The organism is Tsuneonella sediminis (genome assembly GCF_051912845.1).
In the GTDB taxonomy this organism is placed as follows: Bacteria; Pseudomonadota; Alphaproteobacteria; order Sphingomonadales; family Sphingomonadaceae; genus Tsuneonella; species Tsuneonella sediminis.
The window spans coordinates 800727-826532 of the sequence record NZ_JBNCBU010000001.1 but is presented as its reverse complement, the minus strand read 5'-3'; the positions used below and the strand labels follow the sequence as shown (position 1 = coordinate 826532).

Annotated in this window: 27 protein-coding genes; 13 read left to right on the top strand and 14 right to left on the bottom strand. The window is 67.3% G+C overall.

Annotation, left to right across the window (positions count from 1 at the left end; translation table 11 throughout):
• Positions 1-78 precede the first annotated feature (78 nt).
• Positions 79-1911 carry a DUF885 domain-containing protein gene (locus ACPV3N_RS04245; protein WP_440115058.1) on the bottom strand — a complete coding sequence of 611 codons (1833 nt, stop codon included), beginning with the start codon at positions 1909-1911 and terminating at the stop codon, positions 79-81.
• Between the two features lie 41 nt (positions 1912-1952).
• Entirely contained in the window at positions 1953-2342 is a 390-nt protein-coding gene (locus tag ACPV3N_RS04240) for a DUF3597 domain-containing protein (RefSeq protein WP_440115056.1), read from the bottom strand.
• Between the two features lie 103 nt (positions 2343-2445).
• On the opposite strand from ACPV3N_RS04240, the gene ACPV3N_RS04235 reads away from it, so the two are divergent.
• A complete protein-coding gene (locus ACPV3N_RS04235) occupies positions 2446-2673 on the top strand; it encodes a hypothetical protein (protein WP_440115054.1) in 228 nt (75 codons plus the stop codon).
• 6 nt (positions 2674-2679) lie between these two features.
• Here ACPV3N_RS04235 and ACPV3N_RS04230 read toward each other — a convergent pair whose 3' ends face one another.
• The gene (locus ACPV3N_RS04230; protein ID WP_440115052.1) at positions 2680-3345 is read right to left on the bottom strand and encodes an energy transducer TonB; all 666 of its coding nucleotides are present in this window, start codon (positions 3343-3345) and stop codon (positions 2680-2682) included.
• Between the two features lie 112 nt (positions 3346-3457).
• On the bottom strand, positions 3458-4114 hold the full coding sequence (locus tag ACPV3N_RS04225; RefSeq protein ID WP_259961406.1) for an alpha/beta hydrolase: 657 nt from the start codon (positions 4112-4114) through the stop codon (positions 3458-3460).
• Between the two features lie 126 nt (positions 4115-4240).
• Between ACPV3N_RS04225 and ACPV3N_RS04220 the strand changes: the two genes are divergently transcribed.
• Genes ACPV3N_RS04220 through ACPV3N_RS04205 form a run of 4 tightly spaced genes read left to right on the top strand, consistent with a single transcriptional unit; the run spans position 4241 to position 8695 of the window.
• Complete coding sequence (locus ACPV3N_RS04220) at positions 4241-5350, top strand: cysteine desulfurase family protein (RefSeq protein ID WP_440115050.1); 1110 nt, start codon at positions 4241-4243, stop codon at positions 5348-5350.
• On the top strand, positions 5347-6429 hold the full coding sequence (locus ACPV3N_RS04215) for a cysteine desulfurase family protein (protein WP_440115048.1): 1083 nt from the start codon (positions 5347-5349) through the stop codon (positions 6427-6429). The genes ACPV3N_RS04220 and ACPV3N_RS04215 overlap by 4 nt, the downstream gene beginning before the upstream one ends.
• Positions 6426-6758 (top strand): 2Fe-2S iron-sulfur cluster-binding protein, encoded by a 333-nt coding sequence (locus tag ACPV3N_RS04210; protein ID WP_440115046.1) that lies wholly within the window; start codon positions 6426-6428, stop codon positions 6756-6758. Before ACPV3N_RS04215 ends, ACPV3N_RS04210 begins: the two co-directional genes overlap by 4 nt.
• A 50-nt stretch (positions 6759-6808) precedes the next feature.
• Positions 6809-8695 carry a DUF885 domain-containing protein gene (locus ACPV3N_RS04205; RefSeq protein ID WP_440115044.1) on the top strand — a complete coding sequence of 629 codons (1887 nt, stop codon included), beginning with the start codon at positions 6809-6811 and terminating at the stop codon, positions 8693-8695.
• Between the two features lie 70 nt (positions 8696-8765).
• Here the strand turns inward: ACPV3N_RS04205 and ACPV3N_RS04200 are convergent, their stop codons facing one another.
• On the bottom strand, positions 8766-9311 hold the full coding sequence (locus ACPV3N_RS04200; protein WP_440115042.1) for a type 1 glutamine amidotransferase domain-containing protein: 546 nt from the start codon (positions 9309-9311) through the stop codon (positions 8766-8768).
• Between the two features lie 91 nt (positions 9312-9402).
• On the opposite strand from ACPV3N_RS04200, the gene parC reads away from it, so the two are divergent.
• Positions 9403-11691, top strand: coding sequence for a DNA topoisomerase IV subunit A (gene parC, locus ACPV3N_RS04195; RefSeq protein ID WP_440115040.1), 2289 nt, complete (start codon positions 9403-9405; stop codon positions 11689-11691).
• A gap of 90 nt (positions 11692-11781) precedes the next feature.
• On the opposite strand, the gene ACPV3N_RS04190 is transcribed toward parC, so the two are convergent.
• From ACPV3N_RS04190 to ACPV3N_RS04165, 6 genes are all read right to left on the bottom strand, one after another.
• On the bottom strand, positions 11782-12294 hold the full coding sequence (locus ACPV3N_RS04190; RefSeq protein ID WP_440115038.1) for a hypothetical protein: 513 nt from the start codon (positions 12292-12294) through the stop codon (positions 11782-11784).
• 256 nt (positions 12295-12550) lie between these two features.
• A complete protein-coding gene (locus tag ACPV3N_RS04185; protein ID WP_440115036.1) occupies positions 12551-13741 on the bottom strand; it encodes a CCA tRNA nucleotidyltransferase in 1191 nt (396 codons plus the stop codon).
• Positions 13734-14333: a CoA pyrophosphatase gene (locus ACPV3N_RS04180; RefSeq protein WP_440115034.1), complete on the bottom strand. Its 600-nt coding sequence runs from the start codon at positions 14331-14333 to the stop codon at positions 13734-13736. The genes ACPV3N_RS04185 and ACPV3N_RS04180 overlap by 8 nt, the downstream gene beginning before the upstream one ends.
• Positions 14330-14866 (bottom strand): DUF1285 domain-containing protein, encoded by a 537-nt coding sequence (locus tag ACPV3N_RS04175; RefSeq protein WP_440115032.1) that lies wholly within the window; start codon positions 14864-14866, stop codon positions 14330-14332. Before ACPV3N_RS04175 ends, ACPV3N_RS04180 begins: the two co-directional genes overlap by 4 nt.
• A gap of 31 nt (positions 14867-14897) precedes the next feature.
• Positions 14898-15401 carry a GNAT family N-acetyltransferase gene (locus ACPV3N_RS04170; RefSeq protein WP_440115030.1) on the bottom strand — a complete coding sequence of 168 codons (504 nt, stop codon included), beginning with the start codon at positions 15399-15401 and terminating at the stop codon, positions 14898-14900.
• A gap of 59 nt (positions 15402-15460) precedes the next feature.
• Positions 15461-16639 carry a PQQ-dependent sugar dehydrogenase gene (locus tag ACPV3N_RS04165; RefSeq protein WP_440115028.1) on the bottom strand — a complete coding sequence of 393 codons (1179 nt, stop codon included), beginning with the start codon at positions 16637-16639 and terminating at the stop codon, positions 15461-15463.
• Here ACPV3N_RS04165 and rnhB point away from each other — a divergent pair.
• The 3 genes from rnhB (at position 16638) to folP (ending at position 19786) form a co-directional block, all read left to right on the top strand.
• Entirely contained in the window at positions 16638-17267 is a 630-nt protein-coding gene (gene rnhB, locus ACPV3N_RS04160; protein WP_440117433.1) for a ribonuclease HII, read from the top strand. The genes ACPV3N_RS04165 and rnhB overlap by 2 nt on opposite strands.
• 226 nt (positions 17268-17493) lie before the next feature.
• Positions 17494-18630: a site-specific DNA-methyltransferase gene (locus ACPV3N_RS04155; RefSeq protein WP_440115026.1), complete on the top strand. Its 1137-nt coding sequence runs from the start codon at positions 17494-17496 to the stop codon at positions 18628-18630.
• A gap of 31 nt (positions 18631-18661) precedes the next feature.
• Entirely contained in the window at positions 18662-19786 is a 1125-nt protein-coding gene (gene folP, locus ACPV3N_RS04150; protein WP_440115024.1) for a dihydropteroate synthase, read from the top strand.
• A gap of 15 nt (positions 19787-19801) precedes the next feature.
• Here the strand turns inward: folP and ACPV3N_RS04145 are convergent, their stop codons facing one another.
• The 3 genes from ACPV3N_RS04145 to ACPV3N_RS04135 form a co-directional block, all read right to left on the bottom strand.
• Positions 19802-20311: a hemerythrin domain-containing protein gene (locus tag ACPV3N_RS04145; protein ID WP_440115022.1), complete on the bottom strand. Its 510-nt coding sequence runs from the start codon at positions 20309-20311 to the stop codon at positions 19802-19804.
• Positions 20312-20372: 61 nt separating this feature from the next.
• Complete coding sequence (locus ACPV3N_RS04140; protein ID WP_440115020.1) at positions 20373-21137, bottom strand: SDR family NAD(P)-dependent oxidoreductase; 765 nt, start codon at positions 21135-21137, stop codon at positions 20373-20375.
• Between the two features lie 17 nt (positions 21138-21154).
• Positions 21155-22573: a sigma-54-dependent transcriptional regulator gene (locus ACPV3N_RS04135; protein ID WP_440115018.1), complete on the bottom strand. Its 1419-nt coding sequence runs from the start codon at positions 22571-22573 to the stop codon at positions 21155-21157.
• 144 nt (positions 22574-22717) lie between these two features.
• On the opposite strand from ACPV3N_RS04135, the gene ACPV3N_RS04130 reads away from it, so the two are divergent.
• The 4 genes from ACPV3N_RS04130 to ACPV3N_RS04115 are packed head-to-tail and all read left to right on the top strand — an operon-like array spanning position 22718 to position 25783.
• Positions 22718-22843, top strand: coding sequence for an aa3-type cytochrome c oxidase subunit IV (locus tag ACPV3N_RS04130; RefSeq protein ID WP_440115016.1), 126 nt, complete (start codon positions 22718-22720; stop codon positions 22841-22843).
• A 12-nt stretch (positions 22844-22855) separates the two neighbouring features.
• Complete coding sequence (locus ACPV3N_RS04125; protein WP_440115014.1) at positions 22856-23980, top strand: NAD(P) transhydrogenase subunit alpha; 1125 nt, start codon at positions 22856-22858, stop codon at positions 23978-23980.
• Between the two features lie 28 nt (positions 23981-24008).
• On the top strand, positions 24009-24317 hold the full coding sequence (locus ACPV3N_RS04120; protein ID WP_440115012.1) for an NAD(P) transhydrogenase subunit alpha part 2: 309 nt from the start codon (positions 24009-24011) through the stop codon (positions 24315-24317).
• Complete coding sequence (locus ACPV3N_RS04115; protein ID WP_440115010.1) at positions 24314-25783, top strand: NAD(P)(+) transhydrogenase (Re/Si-specific) subunit beta; 1470 nt, start codon at positions 24314-24316, stop codon at positions 25781-25783. Before ACPV3N_RS04120 ends, ACPV3N_RS04115 begins: the two co-directional genes overlap by 4 nt.
• Positions 25784-25806 lie beyond the last annotated feature (23 nt).

Here is a 25806-nt window from a genome sequence, read left to right as displayed (position 1 = left end):
CCGGCCGGGAGACCGGACCGGGGCCCTGAACTATCGTGCTTCCGTGACCACGGCAGCCCTGTCCCGGCGGCGCGTGGTTCAGCCGCGCGCCCTGGCGATATACCGGTCCACTGTCTTCGTCAGCACGTCCATCGGTACGTTGCCGCCGTCGACGATCGCCTGGTTGAAGGCCTTTACATCGAAGCGGCCGCCGAGCGCCGTCTGCGCACGGGCGCGCTCGCGCACGATCGCGGTATGTCCGATCTTGTACGAGCACGCCTGGCCCGGCCACGAACAGTACCGATCCACCTCGCTTGCCATCTCCAGCGGATTGCTGCCGTTGCGCTCGACGAACAGGTCGAGCGCCTGCTGCCTGGTCCAGCGCATGTGGTGAAGGCCGGTGTCGGCGACGAGGCGGCATGCGCGCCAGGCCTGGTCCTGCAGGTAGCCCAGCTGCCATTCGGGATGGTCGACATAGGCGCCGAGTTCGTCGGCAAGCTGTTCCGCGTATAGCGCCCAGCCTTCCGAGAAGGCGCCGAACGCCAGCATCGAGCGGATCGTGGGAAGCTGGTTGGAATATTCGCCTTCCCACACGTGTCCAGGGATCGCCTCGTGGTGCAGCAGCGTGGGGAGGGTGTAGGTCCGGTGAAGATCGGTCGTGTGGAGATTGATCCACATCCGGCCCGGGATCTTTCCGTCCTTGCTGCCTGCGCCGCCATAGGCATTAGGCGCGCCCGGCTCCTCCGCCGTGGGAAGGCGGCGGATTTCTATGTTGGGATCGACCATGCGTTCGAATGCGCGCGGCATCTGCGCCTTGATCCAGTCGAGCCGCTGCTGAAGGAATTCCATGATCTCCGCCCGGCCGGGGTCGCCTTCGGAGAACATAAACCGCCGGTCCTCGCCGAGCGCCTTCATCCGCTGGCCCACCGGCCCGTCGCGATAGCCGAGCCTGACCAGGATCGGGTCCATCCGCGCGTGAATTTCCTCGAGTTCGGCAAGGCCGATTGCGTGGATTTCGCGGGGCGAAAGCCGGGTCGTGGTCGCGGCCCGAAGGGCCCAGGCATACCACTCGTCGCCCCGGGGCTGGCTCCAGACCCCGGGATCCGTGTCGGCCACGGCACGTTCGGCCTCGAGTTCGGCGAGCTGGCGCTCGAGTGCGGCGGCAATGGGTCCCGAGGATAGGGCAAAGGCCCGCTCACCCCAGTTGCCGGGTATCGCACCCGAACGGCTCGTCAGTCCGTCAACGTAGGCACCGGTGCGGCTCCGCGCGTCTGCGATCGAATTCCTCATCGAGGCAATCGCCTTGTCGAGCAGGAAGCGCGGCGGCACCACCCCCATCGCGCGCGCCGCACGCAGGCGTTCGAGTTCGCCGTCGAGCTGGGCGGGAATACCTGACAGCCGGTCGAGGTAATATTCTGCATCGGCCGCGTCGCGGACGGGGTGCGTGGCGGTCATGAACCGGGGGAAATCAATGTATCCCCCGACATTCTGGATCACGACATAGGGCGAATTGCGCCAGCCGCCGACCGAGACATCGCCATAGGGCAGGGCCAGGCCGTCGAGCGCGGTGGAATAGGCACTGTCGACGACTTCGAAACTGGTCCGCGTGGCAGGATCGAGCGTGGCGGTATCGACCGCCCGAACGCGGGCGAGATCGGCCTTCAGGAGACCCGCGAGCGCACGATCACCCGCGGCCGAGCGATCGCCCAGTTTTCCCCTCATTTCTGCATGGGGACCCACGTCCAGGCCCAGCGCGGTCGCGCTCGTCGGGTTGTGGTCGAGGAGGCGCCAGGCGATGTCCTCGAGGAGCGCAGACGGGGACCCCGGACCTTCCCTTGGCGCGATCGTGGCGCATCCAGAAAGCGCGATGGCGGAAGTACTGCCAATGCCGGCAAGGGCCTGACGGCGGGTGATCTGAAAGTGCGACTCCATGCCCCGGGCTTAGGAAGCCGCGAGGCACCAAGTCAAATTGTTCAATCGATGAATTCGGCCGGCACCTGTCCGCCGTTGCGAGCTAGTTCGTTCATAACCTGCCGATGGAGCCATACGTTGTCCTCGGCGGTGCCCGAATAGTCGGTCCGGCCCATCTCCTGCGCCAAGGCCTTGCGGCTTTCGTAATCGGAATCGACCCCGATGAGCTTCATCAGGTCGACGATCGAAGTGCGCCAATTGAGCCGGTCGGCGCCGGGCATGTTGTCGAGGTTGTTCTCGACATCGATGACGCCCACTGCCGCGCTCTCGCTCGGTTCGGGGCTGGGGGGCGGATTGCCGGGGGACTGGGTGGTGTCGATGGTGGGCGAGGGCGCTGGCGCTGGACGGTCCTTGCCGAAGATGGCGTCCCTGATCTTGCCGAAAATGCTCATCGATGCGCTCCGAGGGATGGGGGCGGACAGCCCGCCCGTTCAGGGCAAGAACCAGCAGGGGGGCGGGCTGTTCCACGCACCCGGTTGGCGCTAATGCGCAGCGATGCTGTCCACGGTCCTCTCGATCCTCGTCCTCGCGACCTTCGCCCTTATCGGCGGAGCAATCTGGTTGTGGAGGAAGCCGGGCATGCGGCAGAAGGCGCTGCTGATGCTCGTCCTCGCGGCGATAGCCATGGTCAATGTCGCGATCTGGACGCTGCCAGACGGCGCCGGGCGCTCGCCGGTCGGGCAGCTCGGGACGGCGACCGACCCGGAGACGGGTCGGGACTGATCCCCCTTATTCAGGCAGTTCCCAGCGAACAGCGCTCGCATAGACGCCGGGGATCCGAGCACCGCTGGCATCCTTCGCCGGCTCGAACTGTGCGCGACGCGCAATCAGCGCGCAGGTCGCGCTGTCGAGCTCGGCGTGGCCGCTCGAAGAGGTGATCGTGCAGGTCTCGACCCGGCCATTTACGCCGACATCCACACGAAAACGCGCAACACCGGTCCATTCGCGGGCGATCCAGCTCGAGCGGTAGTCGTCAACCGTCACCCAGCGGCCCGGATCGCCCCGCGGCCGGGCTGGAACCGGATCGACTTTCGCGGAGGCCGAGGCGCTCGGCGTCGGCTTGGGCGCGACGAACGGGACGAGGTCGGGCAACTGCACGATGATCGGCGAGCTGTCGACCGGCGGCCGGGCAGACGGCAGTTCGAGCGGCGGGGTGGGAGCATGGATTGGCGGGGATACGAGCGATGGTTCGGGTTCGACCACCGGGTCAGGCTCGGTGGGCGGAGGCAGCTCGACATCCGGCACGAAAATGCCTTCCGGGTTCTTCACCGTGTCGACGACCTGTTCGAAGCTGAGGCCGGTCACCAGCGCGTATCCCACCACCGCGTGGATCGCGACGACCGCGGCGACGGCCCCCGGGCGGTCGCGCAGGTTGCGTTGATCGATATAGGCCATGCGAACATCTCCTCTCACCTGATGAAAGATGTTACAACATTACATATCTGAAGCAAGGGCTTTCGTTCGCGGGTGTATGGCGACCACCTCGCGGACCGTCAGTGCGCGATAGTCAGCGGATCGGACAGTCCGGCGAAAGCCGGAAATCGAGATAGTTGTCGACCGACAGCATCATCTCGTCGAGCTCGTGCTCGAAGAAATGGTTGGCCCGCGGGATCTCGTCGTGATGGATCGTAATGTGCTTCTGGGTGCGCAGCTTCTCGACCAGCTTGGTGACCGAACTCGGCTGGACGACGGTATCCTGTGCGCCGTGAACGAAGATGCCGCTCGCCGGGCAGGGGGCAAGGAACGTGAAGTCGTACATGCTCGCCGGGGCCGAGATCGAGATGAACCCGCGCACCTCGGGGCGTCGCATCAGCAGCTGCATGCCGATCAGTGCGCCGAAGCTCACGCCGGCGACCCACGTGGTCTGCGCCTCGGGATGGACGGTCTGGACCCAGTCGAGCGCGGAAGCCGCGTCGGACAGTTCACCGACACCGTTGTCGAAGCTGCCCTGGCTGCGGCCCACGCCGCGGAAGTTGAACCGCAGGGTGGCGAACCCGCGGTCGACGAAGGTCTTGTAGAGCCGCTGGACGATGCGATCGTTCATCGTCCCGCCGCCGTGCGGGTGCGGGTGGAGGATCATCGCGACCGGGGCACGGGGGCGGGGCCCGGGGCTGAAGCGGCCTTCGAGGCGGCCTTCGGGGCCGGGAAAGATCACTGAGGGCATGAAACGACCTTGGATAGATGGCTGCGCTGCGGCGCTGAAGGGAACCTGCGAAAGGAATACTTTCGCCGGCCCCATAGCGCCCCGCGGGTGCGCGGCTATATAGGCGCCAATGGCAAAATCGCAATCGTGACTGATCTCAAGCGCATCTACCTCGATCACGCCGCCACCACCCCGCTGCGCCCGGAGGCGCGCGCGGCAATGGAGCAGGGCTTCGCGCTGTGGGCGAATCCGTCGAGCCCTCATGCCGAGGGACGCCGGGCGCGCGCCGCGCTCGAGGACGCGCGCGAGCGAATAAGAGTCGCGCTCGGGTGGGATGGCGAGGTAATCTTCACCTCCGGCGCGAGCGAGGCAGCGGAACTGGCCATCGAGACCGCGAACACGGTGCATGATATTGCTTCGGCCGTCGAGCACGATGCGGTCCTGCGCGGCGACCGGCCCGAATGGACGCTGCCCGTGCGGCCCGACGGGGCGGCCGACCTCTTGGCGCTTTCGGCAGAAAGCGCGCCCTCGGAGCTTCTCGTCGACGATCCCGAGAACCGGTCGCTCGTCGCGGTCCAGCACGTCAACTCGGAGACCGGCAACCGTCAGCATATCGGCTTCGCCGCGGAAGTAGTGCATGACAACGGCGGGTTGCTGCTCGTCGACTGCGCGCAGAGCGCCGGCAAGTTTGCGCTGCCGAAGATGGCGGACATGGCGATCGTATCGGCGCACAAGTTCGGCGGACCGGTGGGGATCGGCGCGTTGCTGGTCAGGGATTTCGCGATGCTCCACCCGGGCGGGGGACAGGAGCGGGGGTACCGGCGGGGAACGGAGAACCTGCCCGCTGTGCTTGGCATGGCCGCGGCGCTCGAGGCGTGCGGCGATCCCTACATCGACCCGGGCGTGCTCGAGCCGCTGGAGCCGTTCGCGGCCGAGGTGCGTGCGCTGGGAGGCCAGTGGATTTCCGATCTCCTGTCCGATCCCACGCCCTATATCCGCGCATTCGCGATGCCGGCCCTGTCCGCGCAGGCCCAGCTCATGCGGTTCGACATGGCGGGCATCGCGATCAGTCAGGGCTCGGCCTGCTCGTCCGGAACGATGAAGCGCAGCCATGTCCTCGCCGCGATGGGCGTCCCCGCCGAGATCGCCGACCGCACGATCCGGGTAAGTTTCGGCTGGACCACCACCCGGGAGGAGGTCGAACGTTTCTGCGAGACCTGGCTCGGCATGGCCAGGGACGGCCGGACCGCCGCATGATATACCTCGACTATCAGGCCACCACCCCCCTCGCGCCCGAGGCGCGCGAGGCGATGCTGCGATGGCTCGACGGGCCGGGCGGAGAGGGGTTCGGCAACCCCCACTCCGCGCACAGGATGGGCCGGATGGCGAAAGCCGCAATCGACCTCGCGCGCGAGCAGGTGGCAGCGCTACTGCCGCCGGGAGGGCGCGTGATTTTCACCTCCGGCGGGACCGAGGCGATCAACCTCGCCGTTCGCGGGTCGGGGAAAGGCGGATCGGTCTCCGTCTCCGCGACAGAGCACGCGGCGGTACTCGACACGGCCGCGGACGCGGGCCGGGTACATCACCTGAATGTCGCCAGGTCGGGCCAGTGCGGCGTCGACCAGGACCTTCCAGCCGACACGCGCCTGGTCTGCGTGATGCAGGTCAACAACGAGATCGGGACGATCCAGCCGACGGTCGACTGGCATCGCAAGGCTAAGGCAGCCGGCGCGCTCTACTTGTGCGACGCGGTGCAGGCCTATGGCAAGATCGAGGTCACCGGCGCCGACATGATCGCGATCAGCGCGCACAAGTTCCATGGCCCCAAGGGCGTCGGCGCGCTGTGGGTGCGCGATGGGGTCGACCTCAGCGAAGTGCAGACCGGCGGCGGGCAGGAGGACGGCCTGCGTTCCGGCACGCTCTCGCCCGCGCTGATCGCCGGGATGGGCGCTGCCGCGGCGGTGGCGAGGGATCGGATGGTCGCCGATGCCGAGCACGTGGAGGCGTTATGGAGCCGTGCGTGCGAGCTTTTCTCCCATTGGGAACTCAACGGCAGCGCCGAGGCGCGCTGGCACGGCAACCTCAACATTCGCCGGTCCACGGAAGCGGGTGGCCTCGACGTCAACCGCCTGATGAGCGAGTGCCGGTCGGTGATGTTCTCGGCCGGCTCGGCCTGCGCCAGCGGCTCGGGCCGGCCGAGCCACGTGCTCAAGGCGATCGGCCTGTCCGACCGCGCGGCGAAGAGTTCGATCCGCCTGGGCTTCGGCCGGTACACGACGCTCGAGGAGATCGAGGAGGGGGCTGCAAGCATCAATGCAGCGGCCGACCGGCAATGATCCGGATCGAATTCACCGCGCCTGACAGTTCCCGCGTCACGGCCGAGGGCGCGCCCGGTGACAACCTGCTGCGCCTCGGCCAGGCGAAAGGCCTCCCGCTGGAAGGGACCTGCGAGGGCCAAATGGCGTGTTCCACCTGCCACGTGATAGTCGACCCGGCCTGGTTCGACCGCCTGCCCGCCGCCAGCGAAGCGGAAGAGGACATGCTCGATCTTGCCGCGAACGCCTGTCGGACGAGCCGCCTCTCGTGCCAGATCGACCTGACCGCCGATCTCGACGGGCTGGCCGTGCGGGTGCCGCCCGACAGCCACGACGCTCGCCGGATCTGAACGGGCGTTTGCGGAAAAGAATCTTCGTACTCGCGCACAAACGGCTAGGAGTGGCCGGCATCCAGCTGCTTACGGGGACTGTCCACATGCGCTACGCCTTTGCTTTCCTGATCGCCGCCGCTCCGCTCGCAATCGTCGCGCCGGCGGCACCGCTGCAAGCCGAAGACCACGCGGCGCATACCGCGACCGCGTCGAACAACGCCGCGCTGCGCGCCTGGTTCGAGGCGAAGTACGAGGAGCAGGTCCTCGACAGCCCGCTGACCCTGACGAGCCTGGGCCGCAAGGAGCGCTATGGCGAAATCGACGATTTCTCGCTCGCCGCGCAGGATCGCCAGCTGGCGTGGCAGAAGGCCTCGGTCGAGGAGATGGAGCGGACCTTCGACTACGCCTCGCTTAACGCCGCCGACCGGCTTTCCTACGATCTGTGGAAATACGAATACGAACAGGCGGCGCGCAGCGCGAAGTGGCGCGACAGCGGGTACGTCTTCACCCAGATGCAGGGCATCCATGCCTATTTGCCGACCTTGCTGATCTCGCAGCACCGGGTCGACACCGCGCAGGACATGAACGACTATATTTCGCGCGTCAGCGCGGTCGGCCGGGCGATCGGGCAGCTGGTCGACATCGCACGGTCGCGGGCGGCCAATGGCGTGCGCCCGCCCTATTTCGCCTACGACACCGTCATCGCCGAGGCGACGAAGCTCAAGTCCGGCGCGCCGTTCGACGGGGGAGCGGACAACGCGCTGTGGCAGGACGGCAAGGCCAAGATCGCCCGCCTTGTCGAGAAGGGCGCCATCAACGCCGGGCAGGCAGACACGATGCGCGGGCAGCTCGAGGCTGCGCTGGAGGGGGGCTACAAGGACGGGTACGAACAACTGGTCGCGTTCCTGACCGCAGACCGGCCGAACGCTCCCACGGTGGCAACCGGAGTGGGCGCGCTGCCCAATGGCGAAGCCTACTACGCACACCGCCTCGCGGCGTCGACCACCACCGACCTGACGCCCGACGAGGTGCACCGGATCGGGCTTGACGACGTGAAGCGCATCCACGCCGAGATGGAAGCGATCAAGGACAAGGTCGGCTTCGAGGGCGACCTCAATGCCTTCTTTCAGTATGTGAAGACTGATCCTGCGAACTACTACCCGCAGGGCGACGAGGGCGCGCAGATGTACATCGACGCGGCCAAGGCAGCGATCGACAACATCGAGAGCAAGCTTCCGCAGTTCTCCGGGCTTCTTCCCAAGGCCCCGCTGGAGGTCAGGCGGGTCGAGCCTTTTCGCGAACAGGCAGGGGGCGCGCAGCACTACCGCTCGGCAACGCCCGACGGTTCGCGGCCGGGCGTCTACTACGCCCACCTTTCGGACATGAGCGCGATGCCGAAGAACATGCTCGAGGTGATCGCCTACCACGAGGGGCTGCCCGGCCATCACATGCAGATATCGATCGCCCAGGAACTGGAGGGGGTTCCGACCTTCCAGACGCAGGCCGGCTACGGCGCCTTCTCGGAAGGGTGGGGCCTGTATTCCGAGCGCCTCGCCAAGGAGATTCCCGGCACCTACACCGATCCCTACTCGGATTTCGGCCGCCTGAGTTCGGAACTCTGGCGGGCAATCCGGCTGGTCGTCGATACCGGGGTTCATTCCAAGGGCTGGACCGAGGACCAGGCGATTGCGTATTTCACGGCAAATTCGCCCCAGAACCTCGAGACGATCCGCAACGAGGTGCGTCGGTACATCGTCTGGCCCGGTCAGGCGACAAGCTACAAGATCGGCATGAACAGGATCCTCGACCTGCGCGCCGAAGGCGAGCGGGCGCTGGGAGACAAGTTCGATATCCGCGGCTTCCACGACGCGGTGCTCGGCGGGGGATCGCTCCCGCTCGTGCTGCTGGAGCGCCGCGTTCGCGACTGGATCGCGGCGGAAAAGAAGAAGGATTGAGGCGCTAGACGGAAAAAGACCCCGCCCCTGACCGGGCGGGGCCTTCCTTCGCCCAATCGCGCCGGGAACGTCAGGCGTCTTCGGGGACCTGCTCGTCCTCGAGTGCGGCGATCAGCGCCTCGCTGAACGCCGGAATGTCGTCGGGATTGCGGCTGGTGATGAGGTTCCCGTCGATCGCGACCTCCTGGTCGACGACGTTCGCGCCCGCGTTCTCGAGGTCGGTCCGCACTGAGGGCCACCCGGTCACGGTTCGACCATCCACGATGTCGGCCTCGATCAGCAGCCAGGGCGCATGGCAGATCGCCGCGATCGGCTTGCCCGCGTCGTGAAAGTCCTCGACCAGATCGATCACGGTCTCGTTCATGCGCAGGATGTCGGGGTTCATTTGGCCACCCGGCAGCATGAGGGCATCATAGTCACCGGCGCTGACCTCCTCGACGGTGACGTCGACCTTGACCGGCGTTCCCCAGTCCTTGTTGTCCCAACCCTTGATTTCCCCGTCCTCGAGGCTGGCGACCACGGTTTCGAAGCCCGCGGCTTCGAGGTTGGCCCTCGGTTTATCGAGTTCCGATTGCTCGAAACCGTTGGTCGCTACGATCAGTACGCGTTTTGGCATGGTGGCAGTCTCCTTCCCCCACCATACGTGTGGGGATAGCGAGACGTTCCGCCGTTGAGCGCCTGCCTGTGCCGCTGCTAGGGCGAGGGGCATGGCAGACCTCATCGAAGCCGAGAAAGACCCGTTCGACGCGATCGTCGACGCGCCGTTCGACAGCGCGCTGTCCGAACGGTACCTGGTCTATGCGCTGTCCACGATCACCGCGCGTTCGCTGCCCGATCTGCGCGACGGGCTGAAGCCGGTCCACCGCCGGTTGCTGTGGGCGATGCGGCAACTGAAACTCAACCCCACCGACGCCTTCAAGAAGAGCGCGCGCGTGGTCGGCGACGTCATCGGCAAGTACCATCCGCACGGAGATGCCAGCGTCTACGACGCGATGGTCCGGCTCGCGCAGGATTTTGCCCTGCGCTATCCGCTGGTCGAGGGACAGGGCAACTTCGGCAACATCGACGGCGATAACGCCGCGGCCTACCGCTATACCGAGGCGCGGCTCACGCGCACCGCGATGCTGCTGATGCAGGGTCTCGACGAAGGAACGGTCGACTTCGCCCCGACCTACAACGGCGAGGAGCAGGAGCCCGAGATATTTCCCGGCCTGTTCCCCAACCTGCTGGCCAACGGATCGAGCGGGATCGCTGTCGGCATGGCGACCAACATCCCGAGCCACAACGTCGCCGAGGTGATCGACGCCACGCTCGAACTGATCGACAACCCGCATGCCGAGCAGGCCCGGCTGATGGAGCTGTTCCGGGGTCCCGACTTCGCCACCGGCGGCCTTGTCGTCGACAGCCCCGAGACGATCGCCGCAGCGTACGAAACCGGGCGCGGGTCCTTTCGGATGCGCGCGCGTTTCCATGCCGCCGAAGCCGACAAGGCAGAGGACCGCGAGAGCGGGATCGAGCGGCTCGGCGGGGGGCAGTGGCAGCTCGTCGTCAGCGAAATCCCCTACCAGGTGCAGAAGGGCAAGCTGATCGAGCAGGTTGCCCAGCTGATCGCCGATCGGAAGCTGCCCATTCTCGAGGACGTTCGCGATGAAAGCGACGAGCAGGTGCGCATCGTCTTCGTGCCGCGCAGCCGCAACGTGGACCCCGAACTGCTCAAGGAAAGCCTCTACAAGCTGACCGACCTCGAGACGCGGTTCGGCCTCAACCTGAACGTGCTCGATTCCGGCCGCACGCCGATGGTCATGGGGCTCAAGGAGGTCCTGCTCCACTGGATCGCCAGCCAGATCGACATCCTCCAGCGGCGCAGCCGCCACCGGCTCGACCAGATCGCGAAGCGGCTCGAACTCGTCGAAGGGTACATCGTCGCCTACCTCAACCTCGACCGGGTGATCGAGATCATCCGCACCGAGGACGAGCCAAAGCCGGTGATGATGGCCGAGTTCTCGCTGACCGACCGGCAGGTCGAGGCGATCCTCAACATGCGGCTGCGGTCCTTGCGCAAGCTCGAGGAAATGGAACTGCGGCAAGAGCGCGACGAACTCATCAAGGAGCAGGAGGACCTGGAAAAGCTCCTAGGCTCGCCTGCACGCCAGAGGACACGCCTGCGCCGCGACCTCGAGGCCCTGCGAAAGGAATACGGCCCCGACACGAAGCTGGGCGCCCGACGTACAACGATTGCCGAGGCCGCTCCGACGGTCGAATTCAATCCCGACGCGATGATCGAGAAAGAACCGGTGACGGTAATCCTTTCGCAGCGCGGCTGGATCCGCGCGGCGAAGGGTCATGTACCGCTCGACCAGGACTGGAAGTTCAAGGAAGGCGACGGCCCTGCGTTCGCGCTGCACGCGCAAACCACCGACAAGCTGCTGCTCGCCGCCGATGACGGACGCTTCTTCACGCTGGGCGCGGACAAGCTGCCCGGCGCCCGCGGCTTCGGCGAGCCAGTGCGCACGATGATCGATATCGACCCGGAAGCGACCGTCGTAGCAGCGCTGATCCACAAGCCGAAGGGGCAGCTCCTGCTCGCTTCGACGAGCGGGAAAGGGTTTGCAGCAGTCACCGACGAGTTGCTCGCAGAGACCCGCAAGGGCCGCCAGGTCGTCAATCTCAAGCCCGGCCAGAAGGTCGCCGCGGTGCGCGAGATCGCGCCCGAGCACGACCACGTCGCGGTCGTCGGCGACAACCGCAAGCTCGTGGTCTTCCACCTCGAAGAACTGCCCATCCTCGGTCGCGGTCAGGGGGTCACCCTCCAGCGCTATCGCGACGGGGGATTGAGTGACGCGACGACGTTCAGGCTCGAGGACGGGCTGAGCTGGACGATGGGCGGAGAAAGCGGCCGCACTCGAACCGAAACCGACATCTGGCAGTGGAAGGTCGCCCGCGGCGCAGCCGGACGCCTGCCGCCGACCGGATTTCCCAAGGGCAACCGCTTTTGAAATAAGAACGGACCGGGGCGCGGTTTGCGCCTCCGGCCCGTCCAGCGACCCGAAGGGCTCTCCCGTCGGAAAGCTCTCCGGAATATTAGATTACTCTGATGTAGTACCAGCACTTGCGGCAGCTGCAATCTGGTCTGCGGTGAACAGTGCCATGAGCGCGCCCTGTGCATCGACGGCGAAGTGCTCACGCTTCAGCGCGACCGCGCCGGAGGGGCTTTCGAGCACGATCGCATCGCCTTCGATCGACTTGATCGTGCCGGCCGGAGCGCCCTTGGCGGTCACGACCGCGGCGCCTGCAACCAGCGCCGCATCGCGCTTGGCGTTGGCCGCGGCGACCTGTTCGGCCATCATGGCGTCGATCTGGGCCTTGGTGACGGTGATCGTCGGACCCTTGTCGCTCTTGCCGAACGCGTTTTCGGGCAGCGGCGCCTTGTAGGTTCCGGTATCGAGCATGACGGTGCCGCCCTCGATGCTGACAATCGTGCCGACTTCGCCGCCTTGAGGGCCATAGACCGTGGCACCCGCGGCAACCTGCGCAAGCGCGGCGGCGGGAAGAAGGGCGGTGGCGAGAGCGGCCGAGACGGCCATCTTGGCAAGGTTCATGGGTAGGATCTCCGTTCAGTTCACATGGCGCCGCGAAGGCGAACAAGGCCCGCCTGGCGACGAAACTCGATTGTGTGCGCGAAAATGGCGAAGCGCGGCTTCGCATGGGGTGCCCCGGATGGCGGGACGGTGGCCCCGAAGGGGCCGGACGCGCGGGCGACCGCACGGGGGCGGTCGGGACCTTTATCCGTCACTCGTCGGGAAAGGCAACCTCGACCTGTATGGCGCAATCATCCTGAAGCCAGCCTGAAGCGCCTCAGCTGCGTCCTTCCAGCTCGCTCTCGAGGATGGCTTCGACCCGGTCGCGGCCGGGGAAGCCCTCGTCGATCCAGCGCCGCTCCACTTTCCGCAGGATCCGCGCGACTTCCGGGCCGGCACCTACGCCGCGTGCGACGATCTCGCCGCCCTTGAGCGGCAGCGTCGGCGCCTCCCACCCCGCGAGCGCCGACACGTCGGCCCCATCCAGGAGCAGCCGGTCGACCGCACTTTCCGTTCCGACCGCATAGGCCAGCGCACGCGGCGCATCGCGGTCGCGGACGTCGCGCCCCGCCGCGCAGGACAGGCGGTCGCGCTGGCTCCTCGACAGGCGGAGCCGGGCGGCGACAGTTTCGGCAACGGGTGGCACCGCGGGCAGGAGCGCGGCGAGCCGGCGAATGGCATCGGGCGCGACGCCGGCGGCGTTCTCGGCGGCAACAAGACCGGAGAGGCGATCGATCTCCGCGCCTCCCGTTTCGGGCAGCACGACCTGCAGCACGCCCAGCTCGCGCATCCGGGTGACGGTCGGGCCAGGATCGGGCAGCGCGAGTAGGTTGAGCAACTCCCACCCCACGCGTTCGCGGCTGAGGCCCTTGAGGCCCGCGGCCAGGTTCTTGCAGGCCGCTTCCGCCTCGGTATCGGGCGCGGCCCCGAAGCGGGCCTGGAAGCGGAAGTACCGCAGTATCCGCAGGTAGTCCTCGCGGATGCGCTGGTGGGCATCGCCGATGAACCGCACTCGCTTCGCCCCAAGGTCGGCAACACCGCCGAAATAGTCGAAGATCTCGCGGGTTGACGGGTCGGAATAGAGTGCGTTGATCGTGAAATCGCGGCGGGCCGCGTCGTCCTTCCAGTCGCTGGCGAAGGCGACCGTCGCTCGGCGTCCGTCGGTCGCGACGTCGCGGCGCAGCGTGGTGATCTCGACGTTGCCGCCTTCGAGGATTGCGGTGACGGTGCCGTGGTCGATGCCGGTCGGGATCGTGCGGATACCGGCGGCTTCCAGCCGGCCGATAACCTCAGCCGGCTCGAGCGGGGTGGCCGCGTCGATGTCGTGGACGTCCTGTCCCAGCAGCGTGTCGCGCACTGCGCCTCCGACCCATCGGGCATTGCCGGTGCCCAGCGCGGCGACGAGCCGCGCGAGGTCGGGTCGCTGGGTCCACTCGGCAGCCGGAAGGCGGGTGGCCGGCTCAGCCATCGAACAGCTCGGTGAGCGCAAGGCGCCGCGAGAGGTTGCCGATGATCGCCGCGGTGACCCCCCAGATCCTATGGCCTTCCCACACGATCTCGAAATACGTCCGCTCCGCGCCCTCCCATTCGACGGTGCGCGGCACGCGGTTCGCCGGATCGAGGACGAACGACAGCGGGGGCTCGAACCAGTCGCGCACTTCCGCCGGGTTGGGGACGATCGGGAGGTCGGGCGGGACAAGGGCCAGAACCGGGGTCACGTCGTAACCGGTGCGGGTGCGGAACGGGTCCGAGGCGCCGATCACCTGCACGTCGCGTGGATCGATCGCCAGTTCCTCGTGCGCTTCGCGCAAGGCGGCCTCGATCGCGTCCTCGCCGGGATCGATCTTGCCGCCGGGAAAGGCGGCCTGGCCGGGATGCGAACGCATGGTGTCGGGCCGGTGGGTCAGGAGGACCCCGGGCTGCTTGCGGTCGGTCACGGCGATGAGCACCGCGGCCGGGCGCAGTTCGTCGGGCGGGGCCATCGCGTCGGTCAGCAGGTCGACGTCGCGCGCATGGCCCGCCTCGAACACGCGGGTGAGCCGGTCCAGCAGGTTGCTCACACGGGTACCAGCGAGAACTTTTCGCCCAGGCTCGCGACGCGCCAGTCGGCGCCCGCGGCCAGCGCGAGCTGCTCGTAGGTCGAGCGGTTGAGCCGCGCCTCGCACCCCCGGCGCACGGAAAGGTAGATCGCCGGCGTATCGGCATCGCCGCGCGCGACCAGCGGGTGATCGGGTCCGGCGATGACGATCTCGTCGGTATTGAGCCGGAAGGCGAGCGCGCCATCCCTGTTGGTCATGTCAGTCGCGACAAACGCTGCATCCTCGACTTCGACCGACAGCTTCTGCAACGGCGTCACCAGCCAGTATCCGGCGCCGTCGCGCATCAGGAGCGATGCGAAGGCGCGCACCATGGCGGGGCGGGTGATCGGACTGCCGTCATGGATCCAGGTACCGTCGGCACGGATAGTGATGTGGCTGTCGCCCGTCTGGACCGGCGACCACTGCTCTACCGGAGGCAGCCGGCGCGCGGCCACGGCATCGAGCAGCTCGGCGAGCGAGAGGCCGGCGATCTCGGGAGGCGGGTCGTATGGCACGGGCGGGCGATGCCAGAGAGCCGCGGACGACTCAATCCTTCCAGGGTCCCAGCATGCCTTGCGCAGGAAGGATCGCCGGGTTGTCGCACCGCACCAGCAGGCGCACGGGGTCCCACGGCCCCGGGCAGCGCCAGCCGCGCGGCGCCTCCGTAAAGCCGAAGGGTCCGTAATACGGGGCATCGCCGATCAGCACCTGAGGCAGCGGCGCCGCCGGGTCGATCGCCCCGAGCGCCGCGGCGATCAGTGCCTTGCCGTAGCCTTCGCCCTGGTTTCCCGGCATGACGGCTACAGGGCCGACCATGAGCAGGGGGTGCATCCGGCCGTCCGGATCGGCAAGGGCCACCGGCCAGACCTGAATTGTGCCGATCAGCCAGTCGTCGTCGTCGAGAGCCGCGAAGCTCAAAGGCGGGAGCCAGTCGGTCCCCTCGCGAATGCGATAGGCGGTGCGCCCGCGCCGCTCCGCCTCGAACGCGCGATCGAGCAGGTCCTCGATCAGATCGGGATCGATCGCGGACAGGGGAACGAGGGTCGGCATGGGCGCGGCGCCGTTAAGGGCCTGTCGGCCCCATGTCGAGCGCAATCGAAGACTGGGCGTCAGCGCGGCCGCAGCTCGAGCAGGCGCCCGCCGGCCTTGTCCTCGAGCAACCAGAGCGCTCCGTCGGGTCCCTCGACGACTTCGCGGATGCGCCTGTCCATCGGGTATCGCGCCGCCTCGGACGCCTTCGATCCGTCGATCGTCACCCGGACAAGCGCAGCGGGTTTCATCGCGCCGATGATCGCGTTCCCCTTCCACTCGGGCCAGAGCTTGCCCGAATAGATCAGGAAATCGCCCGGAGCGATGACCGGATTCCAGCTAATCGCGGGTGCGGTGTACTCCGGCCGGTTCGAGTGTGGGGGGATAACGCGACCGTCGTAGTGGTCGCCCTCCGACACCTCGGGCCAGCCGTAGTTCGCGCCCTTCGAGATCAGGTTGATCTCGTCGCCCCCAGCCGGACCATGCTCGATGTTCCACAACCGACCCTGTCCGTCGAACGCGATGCCGAGGGTATTGCGGTGACCGAATGACCAGATGTCCTGCGCCTTGCCCGCGGCGCCTGCGAAGGGATTGCCTGGCGCTGGCGTGCCGTCGAGACTGAGGCGCACGATCGAGCCGAGATTGTTCGAGGTATCCTGCGCCGGTGCCATCTTCTGCCGGTCGCCGCTGGCCACGAACATCGTCTTTCCGTCGGGCGCGATGGCGATGCGGTGCGAATAGTGCCCGCGTCCGCTCACCTTCGGCTGGCGCCAGACCACCGCGAGGCTGTCGATCCGGCAGGCGTCGGCCTGCTCGCAGACCAGCTGGCCCCGGCCCACCGCCGCTCCGCGCGTGTCGCCGCTGCCGGCCTCGGCCCAGCTCAGGTAGATCGTCCTGTTGCCGAGCGTGCTGCTGGTTTCGGTCGGCAGGAACGCGATGTCGCCCAGACCTCCCTGACCGCCGTAATCCACTTCGGGAAGGCCGGTCACGGTGCCGAGCCGGCCGGTCGCGACGTCGACGAATTTCAATGCACCGGACTTCTCCGTGATGAAGATAGTGTTCGTGCCTGGCGCGAATGAGGCCGCCCACGGCTCGTTGAAGCTGCCGTGTTCGGTAATGCGGAACGGCATCCCCCCGCCGCTCGCGGGGCCGGGGGTCGACTTGGCCTGCGGGGAATCCCCCGTTGTCTGCATTCCGCAGCTTGCCAGCAGGAGGGTCACGGGGAATAGAAGGGCAAGGGAAATCGGTCGCTTGGTCATGCTGTCAGGAACTCCTCACCCGCAATTCGGCTCCACCCCGCTGGTCGTGGGCGTGGACGAGGCGGGCCGCGGTCCGCTCGCCGGACCGGTTGTTGCAGCCGCGGTGGCGCTCTGCAAGCCGCGTCCGGCGGGTCTCGACGATTCCAAGAAGCTCTGCGCCGCCACGCGCGCGCGGCTCGACCTCAGCGTCCGGCGCCGCTGCGCATGGGCCGTGGGTGTGGTCGAGGTCGACGAGATCGATCGACTGAACATCTTCGGGGCGACGATGTTGGCGATGACGCTGGCTGTGGTCCGCCTTGCCGAGGTTCTCGCCCGCGACCCCGAGCTCGTGCTGGTCGACGGCAACCTCACGCCGCAGGGCCGCCGTGCCGAATGGCGCTGGGCGGCGCGGCCCATCGTCGGCGGGGACGCACGCGAGCCGGCGATCAGCGCCGCCTCGATCGTGGCCAAGGAATGGCGCGACCGGATCATGCGCGAACACGCCAGGGCACACCCGCAGTACGGGTGGGAAACCAACGTCGGCTATTCCACGCCCACGCACCTGAAGGCGCTGCGCGAGCACGGCCCATGCCCGCTCCATCGCCGCAGCTTCGCACCGGTTGCCCAGGCAGACCTGTTCGCCGCCTGACGCGAATCCGGCCGGCGCGGCGATGCGAAAGCGGCGGACCGAGTCTTCCGTGCCACACCCCGCCATATCGAGCTTGGGAATCGGCGCGGACTCAACATCTTGTAGCGGACACCTTCTGTTCTGTCAGAGGTGAGCGCACGTTAACCATATTCGGGCAAACTCCCCGCTTGACGCAGAGTCCGCGAAGACTCACCCTGTGGATAAGTTGAATCGGGGGGAACGTTGAATGGGGGTCCAGGAGACCACGAAGGCCCGTGCGCGCCGCGTGCCGGAAATCGCGAAGGCGGCGGTCGATCTGCCGCTCGGGCGGATACTCGCGGGCGATTGCGTCGAGGCGATGCGGCGGCTGCCCGATGCCTCGATCGACCTCGTCTTTGCCGATCCGCCATACAACCTCCAGCTGGGCGGCGACCTCGCCCGGCCCGACGGCAGCCACGTGGATGCCGTAACCGATCACTGGGACCGGTTTTCCAGCTTCCAGGCCTACGACGATTTCACCCGCGCCTGGCTTGCCGAGGCGCGCCGCGTGCTAAAGCCGGACGGTGCGCTGTGGGTCATCGGCAGCTACCACAACATATTTCGCGTCGGCGCGATCCTGCAGGACCTGGGGTTCTGGATCCTGAACGATGTCGTGTGGCGCAAGACCAACCCGATGCCCAACTTCAAGGGGACCCGCTTCACCAACGCGCACGAGACGCTGATCTGGGCCAGCATGGGGGAGAAAAGCCGCTACCAGTTCAACTATCGCGCGATGAAGACGCTCAACGATGAACTGCAGATGCGCAGCGACTGGACCATCCCGATCTGTTCGGGACAGGAGCGGCTCAAGGAAAACGGCAGCAAGGCACACCCGACGCAGAAGCCCGAGGCGCTGCTATACCGGGTCCTGCTGGCGACGACCGAGAAGGGAGACGTCGTGCTCGACCCGTTTTTCGGCACCGGGACGACCGGCGCGGTCGCCAAGCGGCTGGGCCGCCAGTGGATCGGCTGCGAGCGCGAGCCGGCCTACCGCGAAGTCGCGACGAAGCGGATAGCGAAGGAATTGCCGCTCGACGAAAGCGCGCTCGCCACGATGCAGTCGCCCCGGGCGGCCCCCAAGGTCGCATTCGGCGCGCTGGTCGAGGCGGGGCTCGTCCCGCCCGGTACACGGGTGTTCGACAAGAAGCGCCGCTGGATCGCCACCGTGCGGGCCGACGGCTCGCTGGCGCACGAGAAAGCCACCGGATCGATCCACGGCCTCGGCAAGGAGCTCCAGGGGGCGCCCAGCTGCAACGGCTGGGCTTTCTGGCACTACGAATCGGACGGCGAGGTGAAGCCGATCGACGCGGCCCGCCAGCTCTGGCTGCTCGCGAACGAGGATTGATGTGCCAGCCCGCCCCCGCGAAGGCGGCGCGATGACCGATCGCCTCTACCTCATGCCCGTTGGCCTTTCGCCGAGTCCGCAGGCAGAGGAGGGCGACTGCGTCCGGCTTGCCGGAGGGCTCGTCTACGCGCACCGGTTCGCCGCGATCGTGCGGCGCGGCGGCGAAATCGTTTGGCGCGAGAGATTTACCCCGGAGAGCGCGGCCGATGCTTTCGCGCGGCTACCCGAAGCGCTGGGGCCCGAAGCCGAGGCGCAGTGGTCCAGCTTGCGCACGGCGCACCCGCCGCTTCAGCTGGGGGCCCGGACCGTCCGGCTCGATCAGCCGCAGGTCGCCGGCATCCTCAACGTCACTCCGGACAGTTTTTCCGACGGCGGCAAGTTCCTCGAGAAACCCGAGGAGGGCGCGGCTCACGCGGCACAGATGCTCGAGGCCGGCGCGGCGATGATCGATATCGGCGGCGAGAGCACACGGCCTGGCGCGGCGGCGGTGTGGGAGGGTGACGAGATCGCCCGCGTCGTTCCGGCGGTAGAATACTGCGCGGCGATGGGCGCGGCGATCTGCGTCGACACCCGGCGCGCCGGGGTCATGAGCGCGGCACTCGATGCCGGTGCCCACATGGCGAACGACGTATCGGGCATGCGCCACGATCCGGGCATGATCGACCTTGTGACGGCGCGCGGGTGCCCGGTCGTGATCATGCACGCGCCCGGTCCGGCTACGGGAACTGGCGGGGACCTCCATGCGGACGGCGAATACAACGATGTCGTCTTCGATGTGTTCGATTGGCTCGCCGCCCGCCGGGACGCGGCGGTAGCGGCGGGGATCGCGCGGGAAAAGATCGTGCTCGACCCCGGGCTGGGGTTTGGCAAGACTCTGGCCGACAACCTTGCGCTTCTGAACGCCCTTCCGCTGTTCCATGCCCTCGGCCATCCGCTCATGATCGGCGCGAGCCGCAAGCGGATGATCGGCGCGCTCTCGGGCGAGGCGGCTGCCCACCAGCGCCTTGGCGGCAGCATTGCGCTGGCGGTGAAGGCTATGGACGCCGGCGCGCAGATCCTGCGCGTCCACGACGTCGCCGAGACCGTGCAGGCGCGCAACGTCTGGCGGGGCCTGCGCGACGCCGCGCTGACCGATTTCTCGATGCTGCCGGGCTGACGGAGGGAACGCTGCCTAAGAGTTCGCTGCGATGTAGGCGCCCGGGTCCTTTTCCCGCCGGTCGTAGTCGCCTTCGTGCCTGGCCTCGAAGGCGAGGTACTGGAGCCCCAGCCTGACGCGGGTATCGAGCGGCACCCGGCGGCGGAAATCGGTCAGGCCCTGGCGCTCCTCCTCGCTCATGTGCCTCGAGTTCTGCTCGTTGCACTTGTCGACGCAAGCCCACCACTCGTCGGAACCGGGCCGCTCGCGCATCGCGGCCTCGGCCGCTTCGGCGATCTTGTTGTGATCGTCGATCGCGTCGTCGGTGGTTTCCTCGGCGCTGTCGGAATCGGTCGCGCCCTCGCCCTTCTTGAGGAGGGTGGGGTAGAAGAAGCGTTCCTCCGCCTCGGCGTGCGCCTCGAGGAAGTTCTTCAGGCGCGCGAACACCTGGCCGAGCACATCGGGATCGTCCTGCGCCTGGTCGAGCGCGGCGAAATACTGGCGCTGGCGTGCGTGGTCCGCGAGGATGCAGTCGACGATATCCATGGGGTGCCCCGTCTGGTGGAAAAGGTTTCCATCCGAACGGAACGGGGGCGACGAGGTTCCGTCAGAGCGAGAAGCCGCCATCGGTATTTAACACGATGCCGGTCACGTTCGCGGACATGTCGCTGAGCAGGTAGCCGATATCGCAGGCGATTTCTTCAGGTGTCGCAAACCTGCCGCGCGGATGGCTCGCGCCCATTTCGGCGATCGCGGCTGCGCGTCCATGGGCGGCAACGGCTTCGCGAAAGGCGTCGCCGGCATCCCAAATCGCCGTGTCGACACCACCGGGAGCGACCGCATTGACGCGGATGCCCAGCGCGGCATTTTCCGCCGCTGCGATGCGGGCCATGTGCGCGACCCCTGCCTTGGCCACGCCGTAGGCCCCGATGCCGGGGATCGGTTTGACCGCCGTTATCGAGCTCGTAACGACGGCCGAGCCTGCTTCGTTCGCGCGCATCAGCCGGATCGCGGCTGAGAGCGTGAGGAATGCGCCGTCAAGATTGACCGCCATCACGCGCCGCCAGTCGTCGAACGACTGGTCCGCGATCTGGCCCCCGCTGCCGATCCCGGCGTTCACGACCGCGTGATCGAGCTTTCCCGCGGCGCGCTCGAACACGCCCCAGAAATGCGGATCGGATACGTCGTGGACATGGGCGTGGACCCTGCATGAAAGATCGAGCGCCTCGATCCCGTCGCCGTTGACGTCGACAAGGTGAAGCTCAGCCACGCCATGAGAATCGAGCCAGCGGGCGACAGCCGCGCCGATGCCCGAGCCCGCGCCCGTGACGAGCGCAGTGCGGCCGGAAAAGTCGAGTTTCGGATCGGTCATCCCGACCCGATAGCGGCTCAGGCCGCGTTGTCGATCCCGAGATCGCCGAGCTTGCGATAGAGTGTCGAACGGCCGATCCCCAGCCGCCGCGCGACCTCGGTCATGCGCCCGCGATAATGCCCGATGGCGAGGCGGATGACGTCGGCCTCGATCTCCTCGAGGCTGCGCAGGTTGCCATCCTCGGTATAGAGCATCACGCCCACGCCGTCCTGGCGGGGATCGCGGTTCTCGACGGCCTCACCGAGCATTTCCGAGAGCTGCGGGAAGCTGTCGGCGGTCAGCGCGTCGCCCTCGCAGAAAACGGCCGCCCGGAACAGCACGGCCTGGAGCTGGCGGACATTGCCCGGCCAGTCGAACGCCGCCAGGAGCGCAAGGGCCCCGTCGGTGATCGTAAGCGAACGCAGGCCCGGCTGCTCGCCGATGCGGGCAAGGAAATGCCGCGCAAGAGCCTGGATGTCACCGGTCCTCTCGCGCAGCGGCGGAATGGTGATCGTGGTGCCCGCAAGCTGGGCGTGCAGGGCCGGATGGAAATATCCCGAATCCCCCAGCGCGCCGAGCGGGAGATTGCTGGCCGAAATGACGCGCAGGTCGAACTTGAAGCCGTGCCGGGCGCCCAATGGGCGCACGACGCCGCGCTCGAGCACCTCGGCGAGGCGTTCCTGCACCTCCATCGACAGGCGGTCGACCTCGTCGAGTACGAGCGTGCCCCCGTCGCACTGCTGGATCGCGCCGACCTGCCGCTCGAAGGCTCCGGGAAAGGCATTCTGCTCGTGGCCGAACAGGACCGATTCTATCGAATTGGCCGGGACCGCGCGGGCGTTGATCAGCCGGAAGGGCGCCTTGGCGCGTGGGCTGGCCGCGTGCATCGCGCGGATCAGCATCTCCTTGCCGGTCCCGGTCTCGCCCTCGATCAGAACGTTGCCATGTCCGCGGGCGGACTTTGCCGCCTTGGCCAGCGCGGCGCGGAAGTTGGGCGCGGTGCCGATCATCGCGTCGAAATCGAGCACCTGGCCGAGCTTCTCGGTAAGCGGCTGGAGCTCGTCGCGCGGGGCTTCGCGTTTTGAGGCCGTACGCAGCGCCTGCATCAGGCGGTCGGGCGCAACCGGCTTGATCATGTAATCGGTCGCGCCGGCCCGCATGGCCTCGACCGCCAGCAGCGGGCTGGCGCTGGCGGTGAGCATCAGGATCGGCAGCGCGGGTCGGCGCGCCTTCAGTTCCTCGATAAGGCGGCAGGCATCCTCGCCGGGCACCCACTGATCCAGGATGATCGCCGACAGCTGCATTCCCTGCCGGGTGCCGAGCGTGGCGATGGCGGTTTCCGAATCGCCCACCACGATCGTGCGCCAACCATCGCGAGCGGCGAGCGCGGAGATGAGCCGGCTTTGCGCCGGTTCATCGTCGATAAGCATGAGCAGGCGGTTGTCACCCTCGTTCATCGCGCAAACGTGTCCCGTCCCGAAACAGACCGACCCAATAGGAGACAGGAGTAAAGGTCCGCTTAAGACTGCATGCAGGCTTGAGCGCGCGCGCGCCCCGCGATAGGACATCGCGCATACCGAATTCCAAGGAACGGAAAAGACATGGCAACCGGCAACGACATGAAGGCTCACCAGGGGACTTACGGCGGCTTCATCGCCTTGCTCAAATGGTCGGTCCCGATCATCGCGATCATCGCGCTGCTCATCGTCATTGCCATCGCCGACTGACGGACCGCGGCGTTGCGGATCGCTGTCCTCAAGGAAACCGCGCCGGGCGAAGCCCGCGTCGCGCTGACGCCCGAGACCGCGAAGAAGTTCATCGGCCTGGGTGCGACCATAGCGGTCGAGAGCGGGGCCGGCATCGCCGCCAGCATTCCCGATGCCGCCTATGCCGACGCCGGGGTCGAGGTGGGCCCTGCGGCGCAGGTGGTGAAGGGCGCGGACCTCGTGATGGGCGTTCAGGCGCCCGATGTTGCCGCACTTTCGGGGGCAAACCCCGGCGCCTGGGTCGCGGCGACGTTCGATCCCTTTTCGCGCAGGGAGCGGGTGGAGGCCTATGCCGGCGCCGGGTTCGAGGCGCTGGCGATGGAGTTCATGCCGCGCATAACCCGCGCCCAGTCGATGGACGTGCTTTCGAGCCAGTCGAACCTCGCGGGCTACAAGGCGGTGATCGCCGCCGCGGATGTTTACGGACGCGCGTTCCCGATGATGATGACTGCCGCGGGTACCATTCAGGCTGCGCGCGTGTTCGTGATGGGCGTGGGCGTTGCGGGCCTGCAGGCGATCGCCACCGCCCGGCGGCTGGGCGCGCAGGTCTCCGCGACCGACGTACGCTCGGCGACGAAGGAGCAGATCCAGTCGCTGGGCGCCAAGGCGATCTTCGTCGAGAACGTCGCCGGGATCGAAGGCGAGGGCGCGGACGGCTATGCCACCGAGATGAGCGACGAGTACAAGGCCGCGCAGGCCGAACTTGTCAGCAGCCATATCGCGAAGCAGGACATCGTCATCACCACCGCGCTGATCCCGGGGCGCGCCGCGCCGCGGCTGGTGTCCGACGCGCAGATCGCGACGATGAAGCCGGGCAGTGTGATCTACGACCTCGCCGTCGCGCAAGGCGGCAACGTCGAAGGATCGGTCGCCGACCGGGTGACCGAGAAGCACGGCGTGAAGATCATTGGTTATGCAAACACGCCCGCAACGCTTGCGGCCGACGCCAGCGCGCTATTCGCGCGCAACCTGTTCAATTTCCTCTCGGCTTTCTGGGACAAGGACGCGGGGCGGCCCGTTCTCGACGAGGAGATCGGCGACGCGATCCGCCTGACGCGGGGCGGAAAGGTAGTCAGCGAAAGGCTGAAAACACAGTAATTTCCGGACCCGGGGAAGGGGACCCAGAGTGGACTTCATTTCGATCCTGTCGATCTTCGTGCTGGCCTGCTTCGTCGGCTATTACGTGGTCTGGTCGGTCACCCCGGCGCTGCACACCCCGCTGATGGCGGTGACCAACGCCATATCCTCGGTGATCGTTGTCGGCGCGCTGATCGCGAGCGCGGCCGCGGGCAGCCCCAGCGCAAAGTGGCTCGGCCTGGTCGCGGTGGCGCTGGCGAGCGTCAACATCTTCGGCGGCTTCGCGGTGACGGCCCGGATGCTCGCGATGTACAAGAAGAAGGACAAGCCGGCTCCTTCGACGGAGAAGGGCGCATGAGCGCGTTTCCGGTCGAGCAGGTAACGGACCTGTCCACGGCTGCCGACGCGGCCCACGCAGTGAGTCCGTGGGTGGCGCTTGCCTATCTCGCGGCAGGGGTCCTGTTCATCCTGGCGCTGCGCGGATTGTCGAGCCCGGCAACCAGCCGCGCGGGCAATCGCTACGGCATGATCGGCATGCTGATCGCGGTGGTGACCACGCTGGTGACGCACGACGTCGCGAGCCTGCCCGAAATCCTTGCCGCCATCGCCGTGGGCGGCGCGGTCGGCTGGGTCATCGCGCGGCGCATCGCGATGACGGCGATGCCGCAGCTTGTCGCGGCGTTCCACAGCCTCGTCGGCCTCGCGGCGGTGCTCGTCGCGGTGGCCGCTTTCCTGAACCCGAGCGCGTTCGGCATCCTCGGGCTGGACGGCAATATCCTTGCCGTCAGCCGGGTAGAGATGGCGCTGGGGGCGGCGATCGGCGCGATCACCTTCTCCGGTTCCGTCATCGCGTTTGCCAAGCTCAACGGCAACATGAGCGGATCGCCGATCCTGCTGCCGGGCCGGCACGTGATCAACCTCGGCACGCTGCTCGGCATCCTCGGCGCGACAGCGGCGTTCGCGCTTGCTGCCAATGCCGGGCCGGGCGAGGGGTGGCTGTTCTGGGCGTTGCTCGCCGCGGCGTTCGCGATCGGGTTCCTGCTGATCATTCCGATCGGCGGGGCGGACATGCCAGTCGTGGTCTCAATGCTGAACAGCTACTCGGGCTGGGCGGCGGCAGCGATGGGATTCACGCTGCACAACACTGCGATGATCGTGACCGGCGCGCTGGTGGGCAGTTCGGGCGCGATCCTCAGCTACATCATGTGCCGGGCGATGAATCGCAGCTTCCTGTCGGTCATCGCGGGCGGGTTCGGCGCCGACGCGGCAATCGCGGGCGAGGCAAAGGAGCAGCGCCCCTACAAGACCGGCAGCGCGGCGGACGCGGCCTACATGCTCGAGCAGGCGGAGAAGGTCATCGTCATCCCCGGCTACGGCATGGCGGTCGCCCAGGCGCAGCACGCGCTGCGCGAGATGACCGATCTCCTCGAGGAAAAGGGCGTCGAGGTGAAGTTCGCGATCCACCCGGTCGCGGGCCGCATGCCGGGGCACATGAACGTTCTGCTGGCAGAGGCGCAGGTGCCCTATGACAAGGTATTCGAGCTCGAGGACATCAACTCGGAGTTCGCGCAGGCCGACGTCGCCTTCATTATCGGCGCGAACGACGTGGTGAACCCGGCGGCCAAGACCGACAAATCGAGCCCGATCTACGGCATGCCGGTTTTCGACGTCGACAAGGCCAAGCAGGTTTTCTTCATCAAGCGCAGCATGGGAGGCGTGGGTTACGCCGGCGTCGATAACGACGTGTTCTACATGGACCAGACGATGATGCTGCTCGCCGACGCGAAGAAGATAGTCGAGGACATCGTCAAGTCGTTCGACTGACGCCGCGTTGCGAATTTCCTTTC